20 protein-coding genes are annotated in these 23,478 nt (G+C 70.7%); 9 read left to right on the forward strand and 11 right to left on the reverse strand.

Annotation, left to right across the window (positions count from 1 at the left end):
* Positions 1-55 precede the first annotated feature (55 nt).
* Positions 56-1,078, reverse strand: a complete 1,023-nt coding sequence (locus tag ACIOEW_RS26685) for a LacI family DNA-binding transcriptional regulator (protein ID WP_401966486.1) — start codon at positions 1,076-1,078, stop codon at positions 56-58.
* 177 nt (positions 1,079-1,255) lie between these two features.
* Here ACIOEW_RS26685 and ACIOEW_RS26690 point away from each other — a divergent pair, with 177 nt between their 5' ends.
* Positions 1,256-1,723 (forward strand): type II toxin-antitoxin system PemK/MazF family toxin, encoded by a 468-nt coding sequence (locus tag ACIOEW_RS26690; protein WP_362552295.1) that lies wholly within the window; start codon positions 1,256-1,258, stop codon positions 1,721-1,723.
* A gap of 120 nt (positions 1,724-1,843) precedes the next feature.
* Here the strand turns inward: ACIOEW_RS26690 and ACIOEW_RS26695 are convergent, their stop codons facing one another.
* Positions 1,844-2,698 carry a TIGR02452 family protein gene (locus tag ACIOEW_RS26695; protein WP_401966488.1) on the reverse strand — a complete coding sequence of 285 codons (855 nt, stop codon included), beginning with the start codon at positions 2,696-2,698 and terminating at the stop codon, positions 1,844-1,846.
* 147 nt (positions 2,699-2,845) lie between these two features.
* On the opposite strand from ACIOEW_RS26695, the gene egtA reads away from it, so the two are divergent.
* Genes egtA through egtD form a run of 4 tightly spaced genes read left to right on the forward strand, consistent with a single transcriptional unit; the run spans position 2,846 to position 7,222 of the window.
* Positions 2,846-4,162 carry an ergothioneine biosynthesis glutamate--cysteine ligase EgtA gene (gene egtA, locus ACIOEW_RS26700; RefSeq protein ID WP_401966489.1) on the forward strand — a complete coding sequence of 439 codons (1,317 nt, stop codon included), beginning with the start codon at positions 2,846-2,848 and terminating at the stop codon, positions 4,160-4,162.
* Positions 4,159-5,508 carry an ergothioneine biosynthesis protein EgtB gene (gene egtB, locus ACIOEW_RS26705; RefSeq protein ID WP_362552304.1) on the forward strand — a complete coding sequence of 450 codons (1,350 nt, stop codon included), beginning with the start codon at positions 4,159-4,161 and terminating at the stop codon, positions 5,506-5,508. Before egtA ends, egtB begins: the two co-directional genes overlap by 4 nt.
* A complete protein-coding gene (gene egtC, locus ACIOEW_RS26710; protein ID WP_401966491.1) occupies positions 5,508-6,263 on the forward strand; it encodes an ergothioneine biosynthesis protein EgtC in 756 nt (251 codons plus the stop codon). The genes egtB and egtC overlap by 1 nt, the downstream gene beginning before the upstream one ends.
* Positions 6,260-7,222, forward strand: coding sequence for an L-histidine N(alpha)-methyltransferase (gene egtD / locus ACIOEW_RS26715; RefSeq protein ID WP_401966493.1), 963 nt, complete (start codon positions 6,260-6,262; stop codon positions 7,220-7,222). Before egtC ends, egtD begins: the two co-directional genes overlap by 4 nt.
* Here the strand turns inward: egtD and ACIOEW_RS26720 are convergent.
* The 3 genes from ACIOEW_RS26720 to ACIOEW_RS26730 form a co-directional block, all read right to left on the reverse strand.
* Positions 7,165-8,010, reverse strand: a complete 846-nt coding sequence (locus ACIOEW_RS26720; protein ID WP_401966494.1) for a lysophospholipid acyltransferase family protein — start codon at positions 8,008-8,010, stop codon at positions 7,165-7,167. The genes egtD and ACIOEW_RS26720 overlap by 58 nt on opposite strands.
* Positions 8,007-8,834 (reverse strand): GNAT family N-acetyltransferase, encoded by an 828-nt coding sequence (locus ACIOEW_RS26725; RefSeq protein ID WP_401966496.1) that lies wholly within the window; start codon positions 8,832-8,834, stop codon positions 8,007-8,009. Before ACIOEW_RS26725 ends, ACIOEW_RS26720 begins: the two co-directional genes overlap by 4 nt.
* A 230-nt stretch (positions 8,835-9,064) precedes the next feature.
* Complete coding sequence (locus ACIOEW_RS26730) at positions 9,065-10,321, reverse strand: extracellular solute-binding protein (protein ID WP_362552319.1); 1,257 nt, start codon at positions 10,319-10,321, stop codon at positions 9,065-9,067.
* Between the two features lie 202 nt (positions 10,322-10,523).
* Between ACIOEW_RS26730 and ACIOEW_RS26735 the strand changes: the two genes are divergently transcribed.
* Positions 10,524-10,739, forward strand: coding sequence for a dodecin (locus tag ACIOEW_RS26735; protein ID WP_350993072.1), 216 nt, complete (start codon positions 10,524-10,526; stop codon positions 10,737-10,739).
* A 16-nt stretch (positions 10,740-10,755) separates the two neighbouring features.
* Here ACIOEW_RS26735 and ACIOEW_RS26740 read toward each other — a convergent pair whose 3' ends face one another.
* Positions 10,756-11,244, reverse strand: a complete 489-nt coding sequence (locus tag ACIOEW_RS26740; protein ID WP_401966498.1) for a hypothetical protein — start codon at positions 11,242-11,244, stop codon at positions 10,756-10,758.
* Positions 11,245-11,401: 157 nt separating this feature from the next.
* Between ACIOEW_RS26740 and ACIOEW_RS26745 the strand changes: the two genes are divergently transcribed.
* Both ACIOEW_RS26745 and ACIOEW_RS26750 read left to right on the forward strand, forming a co-directional pair.
* On the forward strand, positions 11,402-13,825 hold the full coding sequence (locus ACIOEW_RS26745; protein WP_401966499.1) for an ABC transporter: 2,424 nt from the start codon (positions 11,402-11,404) through the stop codon (positions 13,823-13,825).
* 235 nt (positions 13,826-14,060) lie between these two features.
* Positions 14,061-15,827 (forward strand): glycosyl hydrolase family 18 protein, encoded by a 1,767-nt coding sequence (locus ACIOEW_RS26750; protein ID WP_401966502.1) that lies wholly within the window; start codon positions 14,061-14,063, stop codon positions 15,825-15,827.
* A 72-nt stretch (positions 15,828-15,899) separates the two neighbouring features.
* On the opposite strand, the gene ACIOEW_RS26755 is transcribed toward ACIOEW_RS26750, so the two are convergent.
* From ACIOEW_RS26755 to ACIOEW_RS26765, 3 genes are read right to left on the reverse strand one after another with little or no spacing between them, the layout of a single operon-like run.
* Positions 15,900-16,646 carry a succinate dehydrogenase/fumarate reductase iron-sulfur subunit gene (locus ACIOEW_RS26755; protein ID WP_401966504.1) on the reverse strand — a complete coding sequence of 249 codons (747 nt, stop codon included), beginning with the start codon at positions 16,644-16,646 and terminating at the stop codon, positions 15,900-15,902.
* Positions 16,643-18,592, reverse strand: coding sequence for a fumarate reductase/succinate dehydrogenase flavoprotein subunit (locus tag ACIOEW_RS26760; protein WP_401966506.1), 1,950 nt, complete (start codon positions 18,590-18,592; stop codon positions 16,643-16,645). Before ACIOEW_RS26760 ends, ACIOEW_RS26755 begins: the two co-directional genes overlap by 4 nt.
* 1 nt (position 18,593) lies before the next feature.
* The gene (locus ACIOEW_RS26765) at positions 18,594-19,301 is read right to left on the reverse strand and encodes a succinate dehydrogenase (protein ID WP_401966508.1); all 708 of its coding nucleotides are present in this window, start codon (positions 19,299-19,301) and stop codon (positions 18,594-18,596) included.
* A 95-nt stretch (positions 19,302-19,396) separates the two neighbouring features.
* On the opposite strand from ACIOEW_RS26765, the gene ACIOEW_RS26770 reads away from it, so the two are divergent.
* Entirely contained in the window at positions 19,397-20,314 is a 918-nt protein-coding gene (locus ACIOEW_RS26770) for a LysR substrate-binding domain-containing protein (protein WP_362552339.1), read from the forward strand.
* A 34-nt stretch (positions 20,315-20,348) separates the two neighbouring features.
* On the opposite strand, the gene ACIOEW_RS26775 is transcribed toward ACIOEW_RS26770, so the two are convergent.
* On the reverse strand, positions 20,349-22,523 hold the full coding sequence (locus ACIOEW_RS26775) for a putative bifunctional diguanylate cyclase/phosphodiesterase (protein ID WP_401966510.1): 2,175 nt from the start codon (positions 22,521-22,523) through the stop codon (positions 20,349-20,351).
* A complete protein-coding gene (locus ACIOEW_RS26780) occupies positions 22,520-23,338 on the reverse strand; it encodes an SAM-dependent methyltransferase (RefSeq protein ID WP_362552345.1) in 819 nt (272 codons plus the stop codon). The genes ACIOEW_RS26775 and ACIOEW_RS26780 overlap by 4 nt, the downstream gene beginning before the upstream one ends.
* Positions 23,339-23,478: the final 140 nt, after the last annotated feature.

The following is a 23,478-nucleotide window of genomic DNA, read 5'->3' on the forward strand; positions in this document are numbered from 1 at the left end:
TCATGACGCTAAGCAAGGGGCGTCCGCCCCGCATGTTGCCGCGCTGGCGGCTGCCTCAGCTGGACTCGCGGTGGACCGTCCGCGCCCTCAGCAGGTGATGCCGTTCCGGTTCCGTCCCGGGGTGCTGAACCAGCCGGTCGACGAGGTCGGCCAGCGGCTGCAACGTGGCCAGTTCCATCCGTACGCTGCTGAGCCTGGGCCGCAACAGCCTTCCCAGCATGGAATCGTCCGCGCCGACCACAGCGGTCTCCGCGGGCATCTCGACGCCGGCGTCCTGGAGGGCCCGCATCAGCAGCATCGCGTAGCTGTCGTCGTACGCGAAGACGGCGTCCAGACCGAGCGTGCGCCAGCGGGCGGCCAGACCGGCAGCCGATTCCTCCGTGTACCGCAGCGGGAGCTCCTCGATCCGGGCCCCGCCGGCCGCGGCGGCCTGCCGGGCACCGGCCAGTCGGGGGCCGGCGAACAGGTCGAGACCTGGTTCCGCGGGCATCACCACGCCGATCCGGCGCCGGCCGCGCTCCAGCAGGTGCCGGACGGCGCTGCCGCCCACCTCCCGCTGATCGGTGATCAGCGCGTGGGCACCGGGCACCGGCTGCGGCCCGAGGGTGATGACCGCCTTCGCGCCGGAGCGCCGGAGCACGGCGATGCTCTGCGGGGCAAGGGGGACCGACGCCGGCGCAATGACGGCGACCGGCCGCAGTTCGGCCCAGGCACGGGCGGCGTCTCCCGGGTCCAGGCCGATCGAGCCGTACTGGACGACGGTGTAGTCGAGGCGCCGCAGGCCGGATTCCAGCCCGTGCAGGAAGCGGTGGTGCAGCGGCGCGGTGGGGAGGTTCGCGGTCGGCAGGAGCACCATGCGTGAGTGTCCGGCGCGCAGGCTACGGGCTGCCGCATGCGGGACGTAGCCGAGTTCGTTGGCGGCCTCCCGCACCCGGCGGCGGGTCGGATCGCTGATCCGCACGGCCGAGTTGTTGTTGAGTACGTACGACACGGTGGCCCGGGAGACGCCGGCGAGCCGCGCCACGTCGGCGCTGGTCGGAACGGGGCCTTCGGTGGGCTGCTTGGGTAACTGACTCATGGCGTCGGGCAGTCTTCCAGACCCGTTCGGCACGGGGACGCGCCGGGGCCCGGACCGGGTGTGAACCTCAGGCCGAGGTCCGGACCCGCCGGATGCCGGGGTGTCACGGTCGCGGTCCGCGGGCCTTACGGCGGACCCGCTCCCCACGAGGGGCCGTGCAGGTTCTACGGTGTTCCGATGACCATCCAGCACCGCAGCGACAGCAATGACGGCACGGTCGCCTTCCCCGGCCAGGCCGGTCCCGCCGCCACCTCCCAGGCCGACCCGCGCGACGTGGGCCCCGTCCGTACCTCCTACGCCCCCGACCGGGACGGCGACCCCGATCCGGGCGAGATCGTCTGGACCTTTGTGCCGTTCGAGGAGAACGACGGACGCGGCAAGGACCGTCCGGTTCTCGTGGTCGCCCGCGAAGCGGCGGGCACCCTGCTCGCCGTGCAGCTGTCCAGCAAGCAGCATGACCAGGACCGGGAATGGGTGGCGCTGGGAGCGGGGCCCTGGGACAGTTCGGGCCGTCCGTCCTGGGTCGATCTGGACCGGGTGCTGCGGGTGCACGAGGACGGCATGCGGCGTGAGGCGTGCGCGCTGGACCGGGACAGGTTCGACCTGGTCGTCGGGCGGCTGCGGGAGCTCTACGACTGGCGGTGACAGCAGTCGGCGGCCCGTGACCGAAACCTCGCCCGGTCACGGACGCCGCCGGCCCGCACGCCGTGGCGGGTCCGCCGCACCCGAACGGTCCAGGGCCGGCGCTCCGACCGACGGCGAACCCTATGGCTCAACGTCAGCCTGAGACTCAGCTCCACGGTCAAACACACGATCGAATGCAGCTCGGGTGGGTGAATCTTCGTTCCGGTCGAGAATCCCGAAGACGATCTGCTCGAAGTGGCCCGCGAAACGGCCGCCGTCGGTGAGCAGGGCTCGGAAGGCACCCGCCACCTCGGCCGGGTCGTTGCGGAACACGCCGCATCCCCACGCTCCCAGCACCAGCCTGCGGTAGCCGCGCACCGCCGCGACCTCCAGCACCCGTTCGGCGCGCGCAGCAAGGGCGGCGGGGATGTGGTGCGCCAGCTCCGGGGTCCGGCTGCGGATCACCCCGGCGTTGGGTGCGGGCGAGGTGAGGAATCCCGCCTCGTACGGAGTGTCGAGAAGCCGGCCGCGGTCGTCGCGGAAGACGGGAACGCCCGGTGAGTGGATGACCCGGTCGGTGTAGAAGGCGCTGCGTTCGGCCCGGTGGTGGGCGTAGTAGTCGGGGGCCCGCAACAGCGTCGCGTACAGGGCCGACCCGCGGCACAGGGCCTCCTCCTGCGCCTGCGCCCCGTTGAGATACCCTCCGCCGGGGTTGCGGGCGGAGGCGTAGCTCAGGACGGCGACCTTGCCGGGTCCCTCGCCGGTCATCCGGGCGGCCGCCCGGAGGCTGCTCTCGCCGGTGACCTCGATACGCGGTGTGCGGTTCCCGTCAAGCGCTGCGACATGCACCGGCTCGGGGCCGTACAGCCTGGTGCCCGAAAGGGCGGCGGCCAGCGCACGCTCGATGCCGACCTCCCGGCCCTGCGGTGTGCGGTAGCGACCCGCCTCGACGATGGCCTCGGTCTCTCGCGCGATGCCGCGCAGCCGGGCGCTCACCGGCCCTCCCCCTTATGGTGCATACGGGGCATCGTGAACGCCTCCACGGCAGGGACGCAAGTGAATTTCCGACGCACAGGGCACTCTTGTGCGATCTCCCGACAGGGGTTTGGGTAGGACGGACGCACCGGAACAGGAGGCCCGGCCATGTCATCCGACACACCCGGCAATCACCGTCCGCCCGAACAGGCCACGCCCATCGGCGAAGGCGAGGCGGAGGATTTACTGCGATGTATCTGCTTCAAGACAGGACCGCCTCGCATCGTGGGGGTCGAGCTCGAATGGCTCCTGCACGATCGCGAACAGCCCCACCTTCCTGTCCCGCACCACCGTCTCGAAGCGGCCGCGACGGCCGTCCGGGCGCTGCCGCTGAACGCGGCGCTCACCTTCGAACCCGGCGGCCAGCTGGAACTCAGCTCGCGCCCTGCCGAATCGCTCATGGCGTGCATCAACGACACGGCCGCCGATCTCGTCGCCGTACGTGACACCCTCGGCCGGCTGGACCTGGCTCCGGCCGGGTTCGGCGTCGATCCCTGGAATCCGCCGCGCCGGCTGCTGCGCCGGCCCCGCTACGACGCCATGGAGCTCGTACTCGACCGGTCGGGCCCGGCGGGCCGGGCCATGATGTGCACGACCGCGTCCGTCCAGGTCTGCCTGGACGCCGGAGAGGAGGAGCCGGGCCCGCTCGGATACGGGCGGCGCTGGCAGCTGGCCCACCTGCTGGGTGCGGTGCTGGTGGCGGCGTTCGCCAACTCGCCGTTCCGGCTGGGGAGGCCGACGGAGTGGCGCTCGACGCGTCAGTCGCTGTGGGCCGACCTCGATCCGCTGCGCACGCTGGCCCCGCCCGCGCAGCTGCCGCCCCGGGACGCCTGGGCCGCCTACGTCCTCGACACGCCCGTCATGTGTATCCGGGGCGACGAGGAGCCCTGGGCCGTGCCCGAGGGGCTCACCTTCCGCGACTGGATCCGCCGCGGTGAACCGCGGCGCCCGGTCCGGGACGATCTCGAATTCCACATCACCACGCTCTTCCCGCCGGTGCGCCCGCGCGGGCATCTGGAGCTGCGCATGATCGACGCGCAGCCGGGTGACGACGGCTGGCTCGTGCCGCTGGCCGTCACCACTGCCCTGTTCGACGACCCGGAGGCAGCCGAGACCGTGTACCGCACCGTCAAACCTCTGGCCGAGACGGCGGGCCCACTGGCCGCGCCGCGCAATCCGCTCTGGGCCGCGGCCGCCCGCGACGGGCTGACCGATCCGGAGCTGCGGGCGGCGGCGGTCACCTGCTTCGAGCTGGCCCTGGAGGCACTCCCGCGGATGGGCGCCACGGAGGCCGTGCGGGACGCGGTGGCCGGCTTCCGCGACCGCTATGTCGCGCGGGGCCGCTGTCCGGCCGACGACCTGCGGGAACTGCTCACAACGGACCGGCGCCACGGTTCGGCCCACCCGAAGGGGACCCTCTCATGACCGACTCCCCCGCACCTTCGCCGTACGGGCCGCAGAGCCCGGACACCCAGGATCCCGAGGTGCTCAGGGAGCGCGCGCTCGCCGCGCTGCTCACCGCCCGTGAGCGCACCGCACTCCTCACCGACAGTGTGGACGATCACGAACTCACGGCCCAGCACTCGCCGTTGATGTCGCCCCTGGTCTGGGACCTCGCGCACATCGGCAACCAGGAAGAACTGTGGCTGCTGCGCGGCGTCGCCGGCCGGGAGGCCATGCGCCCGGAGATCGACGGCCTCTACGACGCCTTCGAGCATCCCCGGGCGTCCCGCCCCTCCCTTCCGTTGCTGGCGCCCGCCGAGGCCCGTTCCTACGCCTCGGAGGTACGCGGCCGGGCCCTGGACGTACTGGAGTCCACGCCGCTGGGCGGCCGTCCGCTGCTGCGGTCCGGGTTCGCCTTCGGAATGATCGCGCAGCACGAACAGCAGCACGACGAGACCATGCTGATCACCCATCAACTGCGTTCGGGCCCCGCCGCACTGAGCGCGCCCGAGCCGCCCCGGGCCACCGACGCGACCTCCCTTCCGGCGGAAGTCCTGGTCCCGGGCGGCCCGTTCACCATGGGCACGTCGACCGAGCCGTGGGCGCTCGACAACGAGCGCCCCGCGCACCGGCGCGAGGTCCCCGGCTTCTTCATCGACACCGCGCCGGTGACCTGCGGCGCCTACCGGGCGTTCATCGAGGACGGCGGCTACACGGAGCAGCGCTGGTGGGCGTCCGAGGGATGGGCGATGGTGCGTGAGCACGAGCTGACGGCGCCTCTCTTCTGGCACCGGGACGCCGGGCAGTGGTTGCGCCGCCGCTTCGGGGTGACCGAGCCCGTCCCGGCGGACGAGCCGGTGCTGCACGTGAGCTGGTACGAGGCGGACGCGTACGCCCGCTGGGCCGGTCGCAGGCTGCCCACCGAGGCGGAGTGGGAGAAGGCGGCTCGCCACGACCCCGCCTCCGGGCGCTCCCGGCGCTATCCGTGGGGCGACGCGGACCCGACTCCGGAGCGCGCCAACCTCGGACAGCGCCATCTGCGGCCCGCCCCTGCGGGAGCGTACGCCGCCGGGCGCTCGCCGTCCGGTGCCGGGCAGCTGATCGGCGACGTGTGGGAGTGGACGTCGAGTGACTTCCTGCCCTATCCGGGCTTCGCGCCGTTCCCGTACCGCGAGTACTCGGAGGTGTTCTTCGGCCCGGACCACAAGGTGCTGCGCGGCGGATCGTTCGCGGTGGACGCGGTGGCCTGCCGGGGGACGTTCCGCAACTGGGACCTGCCGGTGCGGCGCCAGATCTTCTCCGGATTCCGCACGGCCAGGGACCTCTGATGTGCCGTCATATCGCTTATGTGGGCCCGCCGGTGCCCCTGGGCATGGTGCTGACGCAGCCGGTGCACTCGCTGGTCCGGCAGTCCTGGGAGCCGCGCCGGCAGCGGCACGGGACCGTCAACGCGGACGGTTTCGGTGTCGGCTGGTACGCGGACGGGGACCCGGTGCCGGGTCGGTACCGCCGGCAGGGCCCGATCTGGGGCGACCAGACCTTCGCCGATCTGGCCAGAGTGGTGCGCAGCCAGGCACTGCTCGCCGCGGTCCGGGACGCCACCGAGGCGGACCCGGACGGCGAGGCGGCGGCGGCACCCTTCAGCGGCGGTGGTGTGCTGTTCAGCCACAACGGCGCGGTGAAGGGCTGGCCGGGATCGGTGGCACCGCTGGCGGCGACGCTTCCCCCGGCCGAGCTGCTCCGGCTCACCGCCCGCTGCGACTCCGCGCTGGTGTGGGCACTCGTGCAGCACCGGCTGGCCGCGGGCGACGCGCTCCCGCAGGCCGTCGCCGACACGGTGTGCGAGGTTGCCGAGGCTGCGCCCGACTCCCGGCTCAACCTGCTGCTGACCGACGGCCGCACCATCGTGGCGACGGCCTGGGGAGACACCTTGTGGTATCTGGCCGAGCCCGGCCGGCACACGGTCGTCGCCTCGGAGCCGTACGACGACGATCCGCGCTGGCGAGAGGTCCCCGACCGCACGCTGCTGACCGCGACCCGTGCCGATGTTCTGCTGACCCCGCTCAAGGAGCCCACCGAGTGAGTCCCTTTCTGCTGACCCGTACCCTGCCGGTGGACGCGACGGACGCGGCGCTGCGCGCCGATGTGCTGCACGGTCTGACCCGGCACCCCAAGACGCTGCCGCCCAAGTGGTTCTACGACGCCCGCGGCAGTGAGCTGTTCGAGGAGATCACCCGGCTGCCCGAGTACTACCCGACGCGAGCGGAGCGGGAGATCCTGATCGACCGGGCGGCCGAGATCGCCGCCGCCTCCGGTGCCCGGACGCTCGTGGAGCTGGGATCGGGTTCCTCGGAGAAGACCCGGCACCTGCTGGACGCGCTGCCGGAGCTGCACAGTTACGTGCCGGTCGACGTGAGCGAGAGCGCGCTGCGCGGCGCGGCGAAGGCGCTGCTGGAGGAGCGGCCGGAGCTGTCCGTGCACGCGCTGATCGCCGACTTCACCGCGGAGATGTCATTGCCCGCCACTCCGGGCCCCCGGCTGGTGGCGTTCCTCGGCGGCACCATCGGCAATCTGCTGCCGAGCGAGCGAGCCGCGTTCCTCTCCTCGGTACGGTCGCTGCTCTCCCCCGGTGACACGCTGCTGCTCGGTACGGACCTGGTGAAGGACGAGGCAGTACTGGTCGCGGCGTACGACGACTCGGCCGGGGTGACGGCCGCGTTCAACCGGAACGTCCTCTCGGTCGTCGACCGGGAGCTGGGCGCGGACTTCGATCCGGACGACTTCGAGCATGTGGCCCGGTGGAACCCGCAGCAGGAATGGATCGAAATGCGGCTGCGGGCCCGCCGGGCGCTCACGGTGAAGATTCCGGAACTGGATCTGCTGGTGTCGTTCGAGGCCGGCGAGGAGGTGCGGACGGAGGTGTCGGCGAAGTTCCGTCAGGACGGTGTACGGGATGAACTCGCCACAGCTGGGCTTCGGTTGAGTCAGTGGTGGACCGACTCGGCAGGCAGGTTCGCACTGTCGCTGGCCACAGTGGACTGAGCCAGTCCGGCCAGTGCGCGGCGGCCGTGGACACTGCCCGCCGGGATCGGCGGCATGACGTGGATCTCGGCGGTCAGTTCGGCCGCCCGCACCACCCGCCACAGGGAGGCGGTCAGCGGATCGTCGCCGACGAACGCGGCGGCTCCCGCGGGGGCCCGGCGCCCCGCGGCAGCGTCGAGGTAGCGGATGCGGACGGGCTGGACCGCGGCTTCGGCGTCGATCGCGGCCTGGAAGGCGGCGGGCCGGAACCGGCCGCCGGGCCCGCGGCCGCACCATGTGCTGCCTTCCGGGAAGACCACGACCCTGGCCCCGCCCCGCAGCGCCGAGGCCAGCGCGTGCACGGTCGAGGGCAGCGCGCGCAGCCGTTCGCGCTCGACGAAGAGGGTGCCGCCGAGCGCGGCCAGCGGTCCGACCAGCGGCCAGTTCCTGATGTCGCTCTTGGCCAGCATCCGGCCGGGGCACACGGCCGCGACCAGGGGGATGTCCAGCCAGGAGACGTGGTTGGCGACGACGAGGACCCCCGGCCCGTCCCGGTGCCCCTCCGGCCGGCCGACGACGCGCATCCGTACCCCGAACGCGCGAAGCACCCCGTGCGCCCACGCCCGGGTCAGCCGCTCCCGGTGAGCCCGGCCCAGGAGCAGGGCCGGCGGGGCGCACAGGGCGCCGGTGAGGGCGAGCGCGCAGCCGGCGAGGAGCAGGGCCGCTGCCGGGACCGGGTGCCGGGCGGGGCCGTCGTGAGTGGCGCAGCCGGGCGGGGTGCAGGGCGAGACGGGCAGCCAGGTGCTCATTGCTGCGGGGCGAGCGAGAGGAAGTGGCGCAGGTAGCGGGGATCGGTGGCGCGCAGCGAGAGCAGGACGTACAGATCGGCGACGTTGAACTCGGGGTCGTGGGCGGGTGCGCCGCATACCCGCGCGCCGAGCCGCAGATAGCCGCGCAGCAGGGGCGGGAGCGAGGACAGCCCTCCGGGGCCGTCCGGGAGCGCGGCCGGGGGCTGCCAGAGGCGGTGCGGCGAGACCCAGTACTCCTCTGGCGCCAGGTGCTTCGTCCGTACGGTCTCCCAGGCCCGGCCGGCCGCCGCCCCGCCGTCGGACAAGGAGATCGAGCAGCAGCCGGCCAGCCAGTTGTGTCCGCTGCGCTCCATGTAGCGGGCCAGACCGGCCCAGATGAGTGCGATGACGGCGCCGTCGCGGTGGGCCGGGTGGACGCAGGAGCGGCCGACCTCGACCAGGTCGTCCCGGACGGACGCGAGCCGGGTGAGGTCGAACTCGCTCTCGGCGTAGAGGCGTCCGGCGATCCGTGCGCGCTCGGGCGGCAGCAGCCGGTAGGTGGCGACGATCTCGCCGGTGGCCGTCTCCCGGACCAGGAGGTGGTCGCAGTACGTGTCGAAGGCGTCACTGTCCAGGCCGGGTTCGGGGCCGTCCAGCCGGGCGCCGAACTCGGCCGCGAAGACCTGGTGGCGCAGCCGCTGGGCGGCGCGTATCTCCGCCTGGTCCACGGCGAGGGAGACCCGGTAGCGCGACGGCCCGTTGGGTACGGTCCGGCCGGACTGCTGCACCGGTACGGACGGGGAGGCGGCGGGGGTGGCAGGGGAAGCGGTGGGCAGCACATGCATGACGGACTCCGGGGACGGGTCGGCAAGGGCGGCTGCCGGGTCCCGCGCAGTTGCGGGGCCCGGCCCCTCCTACTTCTTCCGTGACCGGCTGGATTCGACGTGACCACCATGGAGAGCCGGGATGTGCGACGGCTGAATCCCGCGGTGCGCTGCGGTCACCGCCCCACCCCGCGGAGCCGTGCGACGGTCCCACCGCACCCCGCACGCGGTGCCGTGCGACGGCTGCCGGGTCAGCTGCCCGCGAGCAGCGCGGTGATCTTCTCGGATGCGGTCTTCGCCTCGGTCGCCGGATCCCCGCCCTGGAGGACCGCCGTCATGAAGGGCTTGATCGGGTTGGCGGCCTCGACGGCCGCCCACTGCGGCGAGTTCGGGGTCGCGTGGCCCCGTGCGGCACCTTCGGCCATCGCGGCGGTGCTCTCCTCACCCTCGATGACATGAGCCAGGGAGGGCTTGTTGGGCACGTAGCTCATGGTCTTGGCGAGTTCCTCCTGCCACTTCGCCCCGGCCAGCGCCTTGATGACCTCGAACCCCGCGCTGCGCTGGTCCGCCTTCTGCGGGACGATCAGGTCGGAGCCGCCGGTGAATACGGAACCGGGCGCCTTCGCGGTCTTGCCCGGTATCGGGAAGTAGCCGAGCTTTCCCTTGAGTTCGGGGTTCGCCTTCTCGATCAGTGTCGCGCTGCTGGGAGTGGAGATGATCTGCGCGACATTCCCCTTGGCGAACACATCGCTCTGCGGGGGCTTTTCCTCGTCCGCATCCTTGGGCCCGTCGCCCAGCGCCTGGAGTTCGGAGTAGAAGTCCATGCCCTTGAGCGCGGCGGAGGTGCCCAGAGCGCCCATCCAGTCGCCGCCCTTGTCGCTGGCGAGTTCACCGCCTTCGTCCCAGATGAATCCGGCAAGGACGTACCAGTTCTGGCCCGGCAGATACATGCCCTGGTTGCCATCGCGGTTCAGTTTGTCGCTGTCCTCGATCCACTGTGCGCGCGTCTTCGGCGGGCTCTTGATTCCCGCCTGCTCGAACAGGTCCTTGTTGTAGATCACCACCCGGTTGGCCGCGTACCACGGGATTCCGTACTGGACACCACCGATGCTTCCCGGCTCGGCGAGGCCGGGCAGCCAGTCCTCGCTGCCCAGGTCACGCATCGACTCCAGGGTGAGATCCCGCAGATTGCCGCTCTCGGCGTACTGGGCGACCTGAGTGTTTCCGACCTCGATGACGTCCGGGGTGTCCTTGCCGTTGAGGGCTTCGAGAACCTTCGGTCCGATTCCGCTCCAGCTCTGAATCTTGAACTCCAGTTCGACCGAGGAGTGCTCGTCCTCGTACGACTTCTTGAAGCGGTCCAGGAAGTCGGCGGTGACACTGTCCTTCATCAGCCAGATCGTGACCTTCTTGCTGCCCGAACCGTCCGACCCGGGGATCATTCCGCACCCGCCCAGCGCAACGGTGGAAATCAGGGCAATGGCTCCGACAAGCATGCGGTTCTTCAAGAGGGTCACCTTCTGCGAAACGGCAGGACAAAATTGCGGACCCGGTGTGGGGGACTGCGGGCTGCGCTCGCACGGGCGTGGCTGGATTTTGGTATGGACCAATACTTTGGTCAAGGGCCGTTCCGGACGGACCGCCACTCCGCGACCTCTCGCGAACCGCGCCAAGGTGGGGCACCTTGGTAGGGACGAGAGGGGACACATCATGTCGAATCACACGTATCGCGTCACCGAGATCGTAGGAACCTCCCATGAAGGCGTCGATGCGGCAATCCGCAACGGCGTCGCAAGAGCTTCTGAAACGTTGCACAATCTCGACTGGTTCGAGATCACCCAGGTCCGCGGACAGATCAAAGATGGCCAAATCGAGCACTACCAGGTCGGCCTGAAAGTGGGCTTCAGGCTCGACGACAAGGAGTGACGGCTCCCTCCGCGACTCAGGTGCGCCCCTCGCGTTCCTGAGCGTCCTTCAACGCGGGCGAGGTCTGCGCCCAGCGGGCCCGCACCACCGTGAATCCCGCCAGTTCGGCGGCGTCGCAGACCAGCTCGTCGTCGTCCACCAGCATCCGCACCTCGCGTTCCCGCCCCATCCGCTTCAGGATCTCCAGCTTGGTGCTGCGGGCCGGCCGCCGGTCGTCGTTGCGCCGCATATGGAGCCGCCCATCGGGCAGCCCCTGCCGGGCCAGCCAGGCCACGGTGTCCTTGCGGCAGCGTTCCGGGCGTCCGGTGAGGTAGACGACCTCGCACTCCTCGGAGCTGCTCAGAGCGAGCCGTACGCCTTCGGGCAGAGGCGGATCGTCGGGCGCGGCGTAGAAGAAGCCGGCCCAGTCGCGCCGGGACCCTTCCAGGAAGTGCTGACGGTGGGCGGTGTCCGCGAGCGTGCCGTCCAGATCGAATACGGCCAACGGCCGGGCGTCGTCTCTCATGCGCCCAGCAAACCAAGGTGCGACAGCGTTCGACGACCCGGCACGGCGCAAGCCGCGGCACCGGTCGCCCTCCACGCTCCCCGGCCGCGCGCCGAAGCCTAGAATCAAACCGTTTGTCCCGGTCAGCCCGCCCCGAACCGTACGGAGCCCCACCCCCATGGCCACCCCCCACGATCCGTACGTCCGGGTCCGCGGCGCACGCGAGCACAATCTGCAGGACGTCAGGGTCGACATCCCGCGCGACACCCTCACCGTCTTCACCGGCGTCTCCGGGTCCGGCAAGTCCTCCCTGGCCTTCGGGACGATCTACGCGGAGGCCCAGCGCCGCTACTTCGAGTCCGTCGCGCCCTACGCCAGGCGGCTCATCCACCAAGTGGGCGCACCGAAGGTCGGCGAAATCACCGGACTGCCGCCCGCCGTCTCGCTGGAGCAGCGCCGCTCCGCGCCGGGCGCCCGGTCGTCCGTCGGCACGGTGACCACCCTGTCCAACTCCCTGCGGATGCTGTTCTCGCGGGCCGGGGAGTATCCGCAGGGGGCCGAGCGGCTGGACTCGGACGCGTTCTCGCCGAACACCGCCGCCGGGGCCTGCCCCCAGTGCCACGGTCTCGGCCGGATCCACCGCACCACCGAGGAGCTCCTGGTCCCCGACCCGGGGCTGTCGATCAGGGCCGGGGCCATCGCCGCCTGGCCGGGGGCATGGCAGGGCAAGAACCTGCGCGATGTGCTGGACGCCCTCGGTTACGACGTCGACCGGCCGTGGCGCGAGCTCGACCCGGCCGACCGCGAATGGATCCTGTTCACCGACGAGCAGCCGGTGGTGACGGTCCATCCGGTGCGCGACGCGGGGCGGATCCAACGCCCGTACCAGGGTACGTACATGAGTGCGCGGCGCTATGTGATGCACACCTTCGCCGACTCCCGGAGCCGCACACTGCGGGCGAAGGCCGAGCGCTTCCTCACGAGTGCGCCCTGCCCGGTCTGCGGCGGCAGCCGGCTGCGGCCGGAGGCCCTCGCGGTGACCTTCGCGGGCCGTACGATCGCGGAGCTGGCGGGCCTTCCGCTCACGGGGCTCGCGGAGGTGCTGTCGGCGGCGGGCGGGGGCGACACCGCCCGGGTTCTGACGGGGGATCTGCTGGCCCGGATCGGAACGGTCACCGAGCTGGGGCTCGGCTATCTCAGTCTGGACCGTACGGCTCCGACGCTCTCCTCGGGGGAGCTCCAACGACTGCGGCTGGCGACCCAGTTGCGGTCGGGGCTCTTCGGCGTCGTCTATGTCCTGGACGAGCCGTCGGCCGGACTGCACCCGGCGGACACGGAGTCGCTGCTCGCGGTGCTCGGCCGGCTCAAGGAGGCCGGGAACACGGTCTTCGTCGTGGAGCACCAGATGGATGTCGTGCGGCAGGCGGACTGGCTCGTCGATGTGGGGCCGCTGGCCGGTGAGCACGGCGGCCGGGTGCTGCACAGCGGGCCCCCGGCCGGGCTGGCCGATGTCGCGGAGTCGGCGACGCGGCGCTTCCTCTTCGACGACGCACCCGCCCCCGTACGCGAGGTGCGCACGCCCTCGGGGTGGCTGCGGCTGCACGGGGTGGACCGGCACAACGTGCGCGGTGTGGACGCCTCCTTCCCGCTCGGTGTGTTCACGGCCGTGACGGGTGTCTCCGGCTCCGGCAAGTCGACGCTGGTGGGGCAGGTGCTGGCGGGCGTGCTGGCCGACCGGCGGACCGCGGATGCCTCCGAGCCGCGGGCTGAGCTGGTGGCGCCCGGCTGCGCCTCGGCCGAGGGGCTGGATGCGGTGGACCGCCTGGTCCAGGTCGACCAGCGGCCGATCGGCCGTACCCCGCGTTCCAACCTGGCCACTTACACCGGGCTCTTCGACGTCGTGCGCAAGCTGTTCGCCGCCACCGACGTGGCGCGCGAGCGGGGCTACCGGGCCGGCCGGTTCTCCTTCAACGTGACGGGCGGGCGGTGCGAGACCTGCCAGGGCGAGGGGTTCGTCTCGGTGGAGCTGCTCTTTCTGCCCAGCACGTACGCGCCCTGCCCGGACTGCCACGGCGCGCGGTACAACCCGGAGACGCTCGACGTCACCCTGCGGGGGCTGAACATCGCTCAGGTGCTGGATCTGACGGTGGAGTCGGCGGCCGGCTTCTTCGCGGACGCGCCAGCCGCCGGGCGCAGTCTGCGCACGCTGCTCGACGTGGGGCTGGGCTATCTGCGGCTGGGGCAACCGGCGACGGAACTGTCCGGCGGCGAGGCACAGCGGATCAAGCTGGCGGCAGAGCTGCAGCGCGCCCGCCGGGGCCACACCCTGTATCTGCTCGACGAGCCGACGACGGGGCTGCATCCGGCCGATGTCGAGGTGCTGATGCGGCAGTTGCACGGGCTGGTCGACGCGGGAAGCACCGTGGTGGTCGTGGAGCACGACATGGCCGTGGTGGCGGGCGCCGACTGGGTGATCGACCTCGGGCCCGGCGGCGGCGACCGCGGCGGCCGGATCGTGGCCTCCGGGCCGCCGGTGGACGTGGCCCGCGCGCGGGAGAGCCGGACGGCCGCGTACCTTCGGGCGGCACTCCACCTCGAATAGCCACAACTCCTCAGTAAGTCCCATGAGTTGTGCGCCCCGGCAAGCAAAGGGGAATGAAACAGTAAAGAACGTTGACAGTTAGCTGGTCCAGACCAATCATGGGCATGCCTCACGGTCGTTCCTCGCCGTGCGGCACGTGACCCCGGCCGGGAATCACAGGAACGGGCCGCGCCCCTAACCGGGCGCGGCAGACCCGTGCGACACCCCGTTGTCCCACCCCGCTGGGAGCTGCCCCATGAGACGTCCAAGAACAGCCGGCGCCGTCCTGAGCGCCTTGGCCACCGTCGTCGCGACCGCAGGCCTGGTCCTCGGATCAGGCGCCGGCGCACAGGCCGCCGCAACCGCCGCCACTCCCCTGCCAGCGCACGTCTTCGCCCCGTACTTCGAGGCGTGGAACGGCGACAGCCCGGCCGCGCTCTCGCAGGCGTCCGGCGCCAAGTACCTGACCATGGCCTTCATCCAGACGGAGGCCCGCGGTTCCTGCACCCCCTACTGGAACGGCGACTCGGGCACCCCCATCGCCCAGTCCGAGTTCGGCGCCGACTTCACCACCATCCGCTCGCGCGGCGGCGATGTGATCCCGTCGTTCGGCGGCTACTCGGCCGACAACGGCGGCACCGAGATCGCGGACAGCTGTACGAGCGTCGACTCCATCGCGGCGGCGTACGAGAAGGTCATCACGACCTACGACGTGTCCCGCCTCGACATGGACATCGAGGACAACTCCCTGGAGAACAGCGCCGGGATCGACCGCCGCAACAAGGCGATCAAGAAGGTCCAGGACTGGGCGGCCGCCAACGGGCGCTCGGTGCAGATCTCGTACACCCTGCCCACCACCACGAGCGGTCTCGCCGAGAGCGGTCTCGCGGTGCTGGAGAACGCGGTGTCCAACGGCGCCAAGGTCGATGTCGTGAACCTCATGACGTTCGACTACTACGACGGCGCCGCGCACAACATGGCGCAGGACACCCAGACATCGATCACCGGCCTCAAGGGCCAACTCGCCGATCTGTACCCGTCGAAGACCGAAGCCCAGCTGTGGGGCATGACCGGCATCATCGAGATGCCGGGCATCGACGACTACGGCCCGGCCGAGACGTTCACCACGGCCGACGCCACCTCGGTCTACAACTGGGCCGTCTCCAAGGGCGTCAGCACCCTGTCGTTCTGGGCACTCCAGCGCGACAACGGCGGCTGCCCCGGCACCGGCGGGAGCGACACCTGCTCCGGGATCGCGCAGGACACCTGGTACTTCAGCCACACCTTCGCCCCGTTCACGAGCGGTGGCACCGGTCCGGTGACGGACGACTACTCGGTGGCCGTCACCCCCGCCTCGGCGACGGTCGCACCGGGCGGCTCGACCACGGCCACCGTGAAGACCGCGATCACCTCGGGGAGCGCCAGGACCGTCGCGCTGACGACGAGCGGGGCGCCGACCGGTGTGACGGCGACGCTCAGCCCGACGTCGGTCACGGCCGGGGGCACGTCGACCCTCACGGTGAACGCGTCGGCGTCGGCCACGCCCGGCACGTACACGATCTCCGTCACCGGTGCGTCGGGCACGCTCAGCCACGCGGCGAGCCTCACCCTGACGGTGTCCGGTCCGGGCGGCGGCACGGGTTCGCTGGTGAACGGCGGCTTCGAGACCGGCTCGCTCGGCCCTTGGACCTGTGAGTCCGGCGGCGCCGTCGTCTCCACCCCGGTGCACGGCGGTACGCACGCGCTCGCCGCGGCGGCCACCTCCACGCAGACCGGCGAGTGCACCCAGACGCTCACCCTGTCCCCCAACACGAAGTACACGCTTCAAGGATGGGTGCAGGGGAACTACGGCTACCTCGGTGTCCGGGGCGGCGCGTCGGCGAGCACCTGGGGCTCGTCGAGCGGTTACGCCAAGCAGTCGGTGGCCTTCACCACCGGGTCGAGCGGCACCGTGACCGTCTATCTGCACGGCTGGTACGGGCAGGGCACGGTCTACGGGGACGATCTCTCCGTGACCTCCTGACCCTGCGGCACACACAGGACCTCCCGGTCCCGGAGGCGGGCGGCCTCCGGGACCGGGAACCGGTACCTGCGCTCAGCGGTGGACCTTGCGGGTGGCCCGCAGCCACTCCTTGTTCATCGCGGAGATGGACGGCAGCGGGATGCCCTTCGGGCACGCCGTGGCGCACTCCCCGGTGAGCGTGCAGCCGCCGAAGCCCTCACTGTCCATCTGCCCCACCATGTCCAGGACCCGGGTCTCACGCTCCGGGGCACCCTGCGGCAGGACGTTCAGGTGGTTGACCTTCGCCGAGGTGAACAGCATCGCCGAACCGTTGGGGCAGGCGGCGACGCAGGCTCCGCAGCCGATGCACTCGGCGTGCTCGAAGGCGTAGTCGGCGTCCGGCTTGGGCACGGGCACGGCGTGCGCGTCGGGTGCCGTGCCGGTGGGAGCGGAGATGTAGCCGCCGGCCTGGATGATCCGGTCGAACGCCGAACGGTCCACGACCAGGTCCTTGACGACCGGGAAGGCCGAGGCCCGCCACGGCTCGATGTCGATCGTGTCGCCGTCCTCGAAGGACCGCATGTGGAGCTGGCAGGTGGTGGTGCGCTCCGGGCCGTGGGCGTCGCCGTTGATGACGAGGCTGCACGCGCCGCAGATGCCTTCACGGCAGTCGTGGTCGAAGGCGACGGGGTCGTCGCCGGCGAGGATGAGCTCCTCGTTGAGGGTGTCGAGCATCTCCAGGAACGACATGTCCTGCGAGATGCCGTCCACCTGGTAGGTGGACATGGCGCCGGGGGCGTCGGCGTTCTTCTGGCGCCAGACGCGCAGGTTGAGCTTCATGCGTAGCTCCGCTGAGTGGGGTGGACGTACTCGAAGACCAGGTCTTCCTTGTGCAGCACGGGGGCGTCACCGGTGGCCGTGAACTCCCAGGCCGCTCCGTAGGAGAACTCCTCGTCGCGCCGGGCGGCTTCGCCGTCCGGGGTCTGCGACTCCTCACGGAAGTGGCCTCCGCAGGACTCCGCCCGGTGCAGCGCGTCGAGACACATGAGCTCGGCGAGCTCCAGGTAGTCGACGATGCGGTTGGCCTTCTCCAGCGACTGGTTGAACTCCTCCCCCGTGCCCGGCACCTTGATGCGGCGCCAGAACTCCTCGCGGATCTGCGGGATCCGGTCGAGGGCCTTGCGCAGCCCCTCCTCGGTGCGGGCCATTCCGCAGTACTCCCACATGAGTTCGCCGATCTCCCGGTGGAAGGAGTCGGGGGTACGGTCGCCGTCGACGGCCAGCAGCAGGTTGAGCCGGTCCTCGGTCTCGGCGACGGCATCCTCCACGGCCGGGTGGGAGGCGTCGACCACGTCGTGGTGGGGGTTGCGGGCCAGGTAGTCGTTGATGGTCGACGGCAGGACGAAGTAGCCGTCGGCGAGGCCCTGCATCAGCGCCGAGGCGCCGAGCCGGTTGGCCCCGTGGTCGGAGAAGTTGGCCTCGCCGATCGCGAACAGCCCCGGGACCGTGGTCTGGAGGTCGTAGTCGACCCAGAGTCCGCCCATCGTGTAGTGCACGGCGGGGTAGATCCGCATCGGGGTCTCGTACGGGTTCTCCGCGGTGATCTGCGCGTACATGTCGAAGAGGTTGCCGTACTTCTCCTCGACCTCGGCGCGGCCCATCCGGGCGATGGCCTCGGCGAAGTCCAGGTAGACGCCCTGGCCGCCCGGTCCGACGCCCCGGCCCTCGTCGCAGACGTTCTTGGCGGCGCGGGAGGCGATGTCACGGGGCACGAGGTTACCGAAGGCGGGGTAGATGCGCTCCAGGTAGTAGTCGCGCTCCTCTTCGGGGATCTCGTTGGCGGGACGGTCGTCGCCCTTGGCCTTCGGCACCCAGATGCGGCCGTCGTTGCGGAGCGATTCACTCATCAGAGTCAGCTTGGACTGGTGGTCGCCGGTGCGCGGGATGCACGTGGGGTGGATCTGGGTGAAGCAGGGGTTGGCGAAGTACGCGCCCCGCCGGTGCGCGCGCCAGATGGCGGTGGCGTTGGAGTTCATGGCGTTGGTCGAGAGATAGAAGACGTTTCCGTAGCCGCCGCTCGCCAGCACGACGGCGTCGGCGAAGTACGTCTCGATCTTTCCGGTGACCAGGTCGCGGGCGACGATGCCGCGGGCCTTGCCGTCGACGACGACCAGGTCGAGCATTTCGGTGCGGGGGTGCAGTTCGACGTTGCCGGCGGCGATCTGCCGGGAAAGTGCCTGGTAGGCGCCGAGGAGCAGCTGCTGCCCGGTCTGGCCGCGGGCGTAGAAGGTACGGGAGACCTGGACGCCGCCGAAGGAGCGGTTGTCGAGGAGGCCGCCGTACTCGCGGGCGAAGGGGACGCCCTGCGCCACGCACTGGTCGATGATCTCGACGGAGATCTGGGCGAGCCGGTGGACGTTGGACTCGCGGGCCCGGAAGTCACCGCCCTTGACGGTGTCGTAGAAGAGCCGGTGGACGGAGTCGCCGTCGTTGCGGTAGTTCTTCGCCGCGTTGATGCCGCCCTGGGCGGCGACCGAGTGGGCCCGGCGGGGCGAGTCCTGGAAGCAGAACTGGACGACGTGGTAGCCCTGTTCGGCCAGCGTCGCCCCGGCCGAACCTCCGGCCAGGCCGGTGCCGACGACGATGACGGTGTGCTTGCGGCGGTTGGCCGGGTTGACCAGCTTGGCCTCGAAGCGGCGCGTGTCCCAGCGCTCGGCGACGGGGCCGTCGGGGGCCTTGGTGTCGATGACCGGTGCGCCGGTCGCGTATTCGGTGTAGTCGTTCATGTCAGCTCACCACTCCGGTCATGACGGCGACGGGTACGGAGATGAAGCCCACTGTCAGCACCAGTGCGAGGACGTTGGCGAGGGCCTTCAGGACGCGGTCGCGGGTTGCACGGCCGGCACCGAGGGTCTGCGCCGCGCTCCAGAACCCGTGCTGGACGTGCAGCCCCATGGCGAGCATGGCGACGATGTAGATGACGTTGCCGTACCAGGTGGAGAAGGTGTCGACGACGTTCTGGTACGGGTGCCCGGACTGGAAGCCACCGGAGTGCACGGTGCCGGTCGTCAGGTCGAGGATGTGCCAGACGATGAACAGCGCCATGATGATGCCGCCGTAGCGCATGGTGTTGGTGGCATAGCTCGCGCGCGGCTTCCTGTGTACGTACTTTTCGGGGCGCGCCCTGAGGTCGCGCCGGCTGAGCTGGTACGCGGAGACGGCGTGCAGGACCACGGCGGCGACGAGGACGACGCGGACGATCCACAGCGCCCACTCGTGGTGCAGGAACGGCTCGCCCATCACGCGCAGCCAGTGCGCGTAACCGTTGAACTCGTCGGCCCCGAAGAAGATCTTCAGGTTGCCGACCATGTGGACGACCAAGTAGAGGAGCATGATCAGACCGCTCACGGCCATGATCGTCTTCTTGCCGACGGACGAGTCCCAGAGCGTGCGCGTCATGGACGGCCGTCGGTCCGTCCGTGTTGCCAATGCCATGGACACGACGCTAGGGCCGAAGGACCCGATCAGTCCAAGACATGGAATGGCTCATCTCCATAGGCGTCGACTATCAACGGCGGTAGGGTGCGTGTATGCAGTTCCAGCAGCTCATGTATTTCGTGGCGGTCGCCGAAGCCCGGCACTTCACCCGCGCCGCGGAGGAGGTGCACGTCTCGCAGCCCTCGCTCTCCCAGCAGATCAGGGCCCTGGAGAACGAGCTGGGTGCCGAGCTGTTCAGCCGGGCCCGGGGGAACATCGCACTGACGGACGCGGGCGAGGCCCTGCTGCCGCTCGCCCGGCGCATCCTGGCCGACGCCGACACGGCACGGCACGAGGTCCAGGAGCTGGCCCAGCTGCGGCGGGGCCGGGTCAGGCTGGGCGCGACGCCCAGCGTCTGCACGGGGCTGCTGCCCGACGTACTGCGCGCCTTCCATGATCTGCACCCCGGGATCCAGCTGCTGCTGGAGGAGGGCGGTTCGCACGATCTGGTACGGGAGCTGGCGCGCGGCTCGCTCGATCTGGCCCTGGTGGTACTGCCGCTGCCCGCGGCCTCACCGGCGCTGACCACGGTCGAGCTGCTCCAGGAGGATCTGGTGGTGGTCTCCTCGACGGACGGCCCGCGCCCCGGCCGGGGCGGCAGTGTCCGGATCGCGGATCTTCAGGGCGAGCCCCTGGTGATGTTCCGGCACGGCTACGACCTGAGGGAGCTCACGGTCGCCGCCTGCCGCGCCGAGGGCTTCGAACCGTCGTTCACGGTGGAGGGCGGCGAGATGGACGCCGTGCTCGGCTTCGTCCGCGCCGGCCTGGGTGTCGCGGTCGTCCCGAGCATGGTCGCCGACCGGGCCGGCCACGATCTGCGGACGACACCGCTGGCGCGGCCGGGGCTGCGCCGCACCATCGCACTGGCGCACCGCAGCGACGTGGCTCCGCCACGGGCGGCGCGGGAGCTGCAGCGGGTACTCCTGGCCAGCCGGGCACAGACTCCGCCCCCGGCCGCCGGACGGGCTTGATCCCGCGGCCGGGCGTGCGTGTGGACCGGGCGCCTCACACCGCGTCGGCCAGCAGCAGGGAGTGGATCCGGTCCGGTGCGCCGGGGCGCGCGTAGTACCAGCCCTGCGCGGTGTCGCAGCCCAGTTGCCGCAGCTGATCCGCCTGAGCCCTCGTCTCCACGCCCTCCACCGTCACAGCCAGATCCAGGCTGTGGGCGAGCGAGACGATCCCCTCGACGATCTTCAGGTCCACCGGGTCGGCCGGATGGTGCTGCATCCCCTGGGTGAAGGAACGGTCCAGCTTCAGCACGCTCACCGGCAGCCGCCGCAGGTTCGCCAGGTTGGAGTACCCCGTACCGAAGTCGTCGAGCGCTATGTCGACGCCCATCTCGGCCAGTTGCCGCAGCGGCTTCAGCAGGTCCTCGTCCGCACCGATGAGCGCCGACTCGGTGACCTCCAGGCACAGTGCCCCCGCTTCGAGACCCGAGCGCTCCAGGATGTTGACGGTCTCCGCGACCAGCCGTGGGTGGTGCAGCTGGGCCGGCGAGAGGTTGACGTTGATCCGCAGCGGACCGCCGTCGGTGTGCCGCTCCTGCCAGAAGTTGGCCTGCCGTACCGACTCCTCCAGCACCCAGCGGCCCAACGGCACGATCAGCCCGGTGTGTTCGGCGAGCGCGATGAACCGGTCGGGCCCCAGCACCCCGTGCTGCGGGTGGCACCAGCGCACCAGCGCCTCCGCACCGTGCACCGAACCGTCGTCGAGGTGCACGAGCGGCTGGTACTCGATGAAGAACTCGCCGCGCTCCAGCGCGGCCGGCAGCGCCGTGGTCAGACCGTGCCGGGTGATCGCGCGGGCGTCCGCCTCCGCGTCGGCGAGCTCGAAGCGGTTGCCTCCCGCGGACTTGGCCCGGTACATCGTGATGTCGGCACTGCGCAGCACCTCCGCGGCGCTGCGTTCGCCGGCCGGCCCCTCGACGACTCCGATGGACCCCCGAACGGTCAACTCGCGCCCTTCGAGCCGGATCGGCGTGGCGAGCACACCGAGGATCCGGCACGCCAGCTCGTCGACCTCCTCTTCGGTGTCGGTGCCCGTGGTGAGCGCGACGAACTCGTCGCCGCCCAGGCGCGCCACCATCTCGCCGGGTGCGGTCGCGCAGCTCTGCAGCCGGTCCGCGACCTCGACCAGCAGCCGGTCGCCCGATGCGTGGCCCAGGCTGTCGTTGATCGCCTTGAAACCGTCCAGGTCCAGATAGCAGAGGCCGAAACGGCTTCCGCCACCCGCCGAGAGCGCCTTCTCCAGTCGCTCCAGGAAGAGCGTCCGGTTCGGCAGGCCGGTGAGCGCGTCGTGCGTGGCCTCGTACCGCAGCCGCAGGTTGAGGAGCCGGCGCTCGGTGGTGTCCTCCATCAGGGCCAGCTGGTACTCGGGCCGGCCCTCGGAGTCACGGAGCAGCGACACCGTCAGATTGGTCCACAGGACGGTGCCGTCGTTGCGGTAGTACGGCTTCTCGACCCGGTAGTGCTCGCGTTCGCCGCGGACCAGCTCGTTGTAGTACTTCCAGACCTGCGGGGTGTCCTCCGGATGGACCCACTCGTTGAGGCGGTGGCTCAGGACGTGGTTCTCGAGACCGCCGAACATCCGGGTGAGGGTGTCGTTGATCTCCAGCAGATTACCGTCCAGGTCGGCGATACCGATGCCGATGGCCGCGTCCTTGAAGACGGCCCTGAAGCGCGCCTCCGTCGCGTGCAGCGCCTGTTCGGCATGGGAGCGTGCGGAGAGCGCCGAGCGGGCGATGGCCTCCTGCTCGGCGAGGGTCCGCTCGCGCAGTGCCTGGGAGAAGCCGCCGGCGACCGCGTGCTGGATCCGCGCGCTGCGGGACCGACTGTCCTCGGTCGAGAGCGCGACCGGTCCGTTGCTGCCGCAGTAGAGCACCAGATACGAGTCGACGACGCCGAGCGTGGAACTGAGCGCGTCCGGGTCCGTGCAGTGCGCAGCGACGAGGGCCGCGCCCACCGCGCCTGCGGCCGCCGGGTCGAACGGGCGGGCGTGCAGTGTGTCGCTGAGCGCGCGGGCCAGTGGGAGCAGATGCTGCTCGAACTCCGGCCGGGTCATGGAGGTGGCCGTCGACGGAAAGATCGCCCGGCTCCAGATCGTGGCGAATCTCCGGAGCCGGTCCTCGGGACCGTCCGGCTCCGCGTCCGGAACTCCGGACGCCTGGGCGGGAATACTCACGCCTTGCGTCCCACTCCAGCGAAGCCCGAGAAGGCGTATGGGTCCTCGTTCTCCTGCGCTGCGGGGTTCTCCGGGCGCCAGCTCGGCATCGACACCAGTCCGGGCTCGACCATCTCGTAGCCGTCGAAGAACCGGCCGACCTCGTCACGGGAGCGCATGACCAGCGGGCTGCGGATCTTCTTGTACACCCCCACCGTGCCGCCGGCCTCCTCCCTCGTCAACGGGATCCCCTCGAACGAGGCGTGGGTGACGACGAGCAGGCTTCCGGGGGCCAGGATGTCGCGCAGGGCGGCGACGGCCGCGTGCGGGTCGTCGGCGTCCTCGACGAAGTGGAGTACGGCGACGAGCAGCAGCGCCACCGGACGGTCCAGGTCGAGGAGTTTGGAGACCTCAGGGTGGTCGCGGATCTCCTCGGGCCTGCGCAGGTCGGCGGTGGCGATGACCGCGCGGTCATTGCCTGCGAGCACGGCCTGGCTGTGGGCGACGGCCACCGGATCGTGATCGACGTAAGCCACCCTGGCCTGCGGATCGATCGTCTGGGCGACCTCGTGAACGTTTCCGAAGGTCGGTATCCCGGAACCGATGTCCAGGAACTGTGTGACGCCCTCGTCCAGCGCGAACCGCACGGCGCGGCGCATAAAGGCGCGGTTCGCCTGCATGATCTTGGGAAGTCCCGGCATGAACTTCATGGCCTTGCGGGCCGCTTCCCGGTCCACCTCGAAATTGTGCGAGCCGCCCAGATAGAAGTCGTACATTCGAGACACGCTCGGCACTGAAATGTCAATGCCGTGCGGTGCCCAGGCGGGACGCTCCATCGATGTCTCCAACAAGTCGCCTCGGTGATCCGGCCATGTTCATGGTCAGTATTGACCAGAGGCTACTGACCCACCGCCAGGAGAGCGAGCGGAAACGGAAATTAGCGGTCCGTTATTGGTCACACACGCGTGGCATGTGC

Origin of the sequence: Streptomyces sp. NPDC087901, assembly GCF_044742205.1 — a bacterium.
Classification (GTDB): Bacteria; Actinomycetota; Actinomycetes; order Streptomycetales; family Streptomycetaceae; genus Streptomyces.

Coding starts and splice junctions, on each gene's coding strand:
- ACIOEW_RS26685 (WP_401966486.1), bottom strand. CDS start 1,078: ATGAGTCAGTTACCCAAGCAGCCCACCGAAGGCCCCGTTCCGACCAGC.
- ACIOEW_RS26690 (WP_362552295.1), top strand. CDS start 1,256: ATGACCATCCAGCACCGCAGCGACAGCAATGACGGCACGGTCGCCTTC.
- egtA (WP_401966489.1), top strand. CDS start 2,846: ATGTCATCCGACACACCCGGCAATCACCGTCCGCCCGAACAGGCCACG.
- egtB (WP_362552304.1), top strand. CDS start 4,159: ATGACCGACTCCCCCGCACCTTCGCCGTACGGGCCGCAGAGCCCGGAC.
- egtC (WP_401966491.1), top strand. CDS start 5,508: ATGTGCCGTCATATCGCTTATGTGGGCCCGCCGGTGCCCCTGGGCATG.
- ACIOEW_RS26720 (WP_401966494.1), bottom strand. CDS start 8,010: ATGAGCACCTGGCTGCCCGTCTCGCCCTGCACCCCGCCCGGCTGCGCC.
- ACIOEW_RS26725 (WP_401966496.1), bottom strand. CDS start 8,834: ATGCATGTGCTGCCCACCGCTTCCCCTGCCACCCCCGCCGCCTCCCCG.
- ACIOEW_RS26735 (WP_350993072.1), top strand. CDS start 10,524: ATGTCGAATCACACGTATCGCGTCACCGAGATCGTAGGAACCTCCCAT.
- ACIOEW_RS26740 (WP_401966498.1), bottom strand. CDS start 11,244: ATGAGAGACGACGCCCGGCCGTTGGCCGTATTCGATCTGGACGGCACG.
- ACIOEW_RS26745 (WP_401966499.1), top strand. CDS start 11,402: ATGGCCACCCCCCACGATCCGTACGTCCGGGTCCGCGGCGCACGCGAG.
- ACIOEW_RS26750 (WP_401966502.1), top strand. CDS start 14,061: ATGAGACGTCCAAGAACAGCCGGCGCCGTCCTGAGCGCCTTGGCCACC.
- ACIOEW_RS26755 (WP_401966504.1), bottom strand. CDS start 16,646: ATGAAGCTCAACCTGCGCGTCTGGCGCCAGAAGAACGCCGACGCCCCC.
- ACIOEW_RS26760 (WP_401966506.1), bottom strand. CDS start 18,592: ATGAACGACTACACCGAATACGCGACCGGCGCACCGGTCATCGACACC.
- ACIOEW_RS26765 (WP_401966508.1), bottom strand. CDS start 19,301: ATGGCATTGGCAACACGGACGGACCGACGGCCGTCCATGACGCGCACG.
- ACIOEW_RS26770 (WP_362552339.1), top strand. CDS start 19,397: ATGCAGTTCCAGCAGCTCATGTATTTCGTGGCGGTCGCCGAAGCCCGG.
- ACIOEW_RS26780 (WP_362552345.1), bottom strand. CDS start 23,338: ATGGAGCGTCCCGCCTGGGCACCGCACGGCATTGACATTTCAGTGCCG.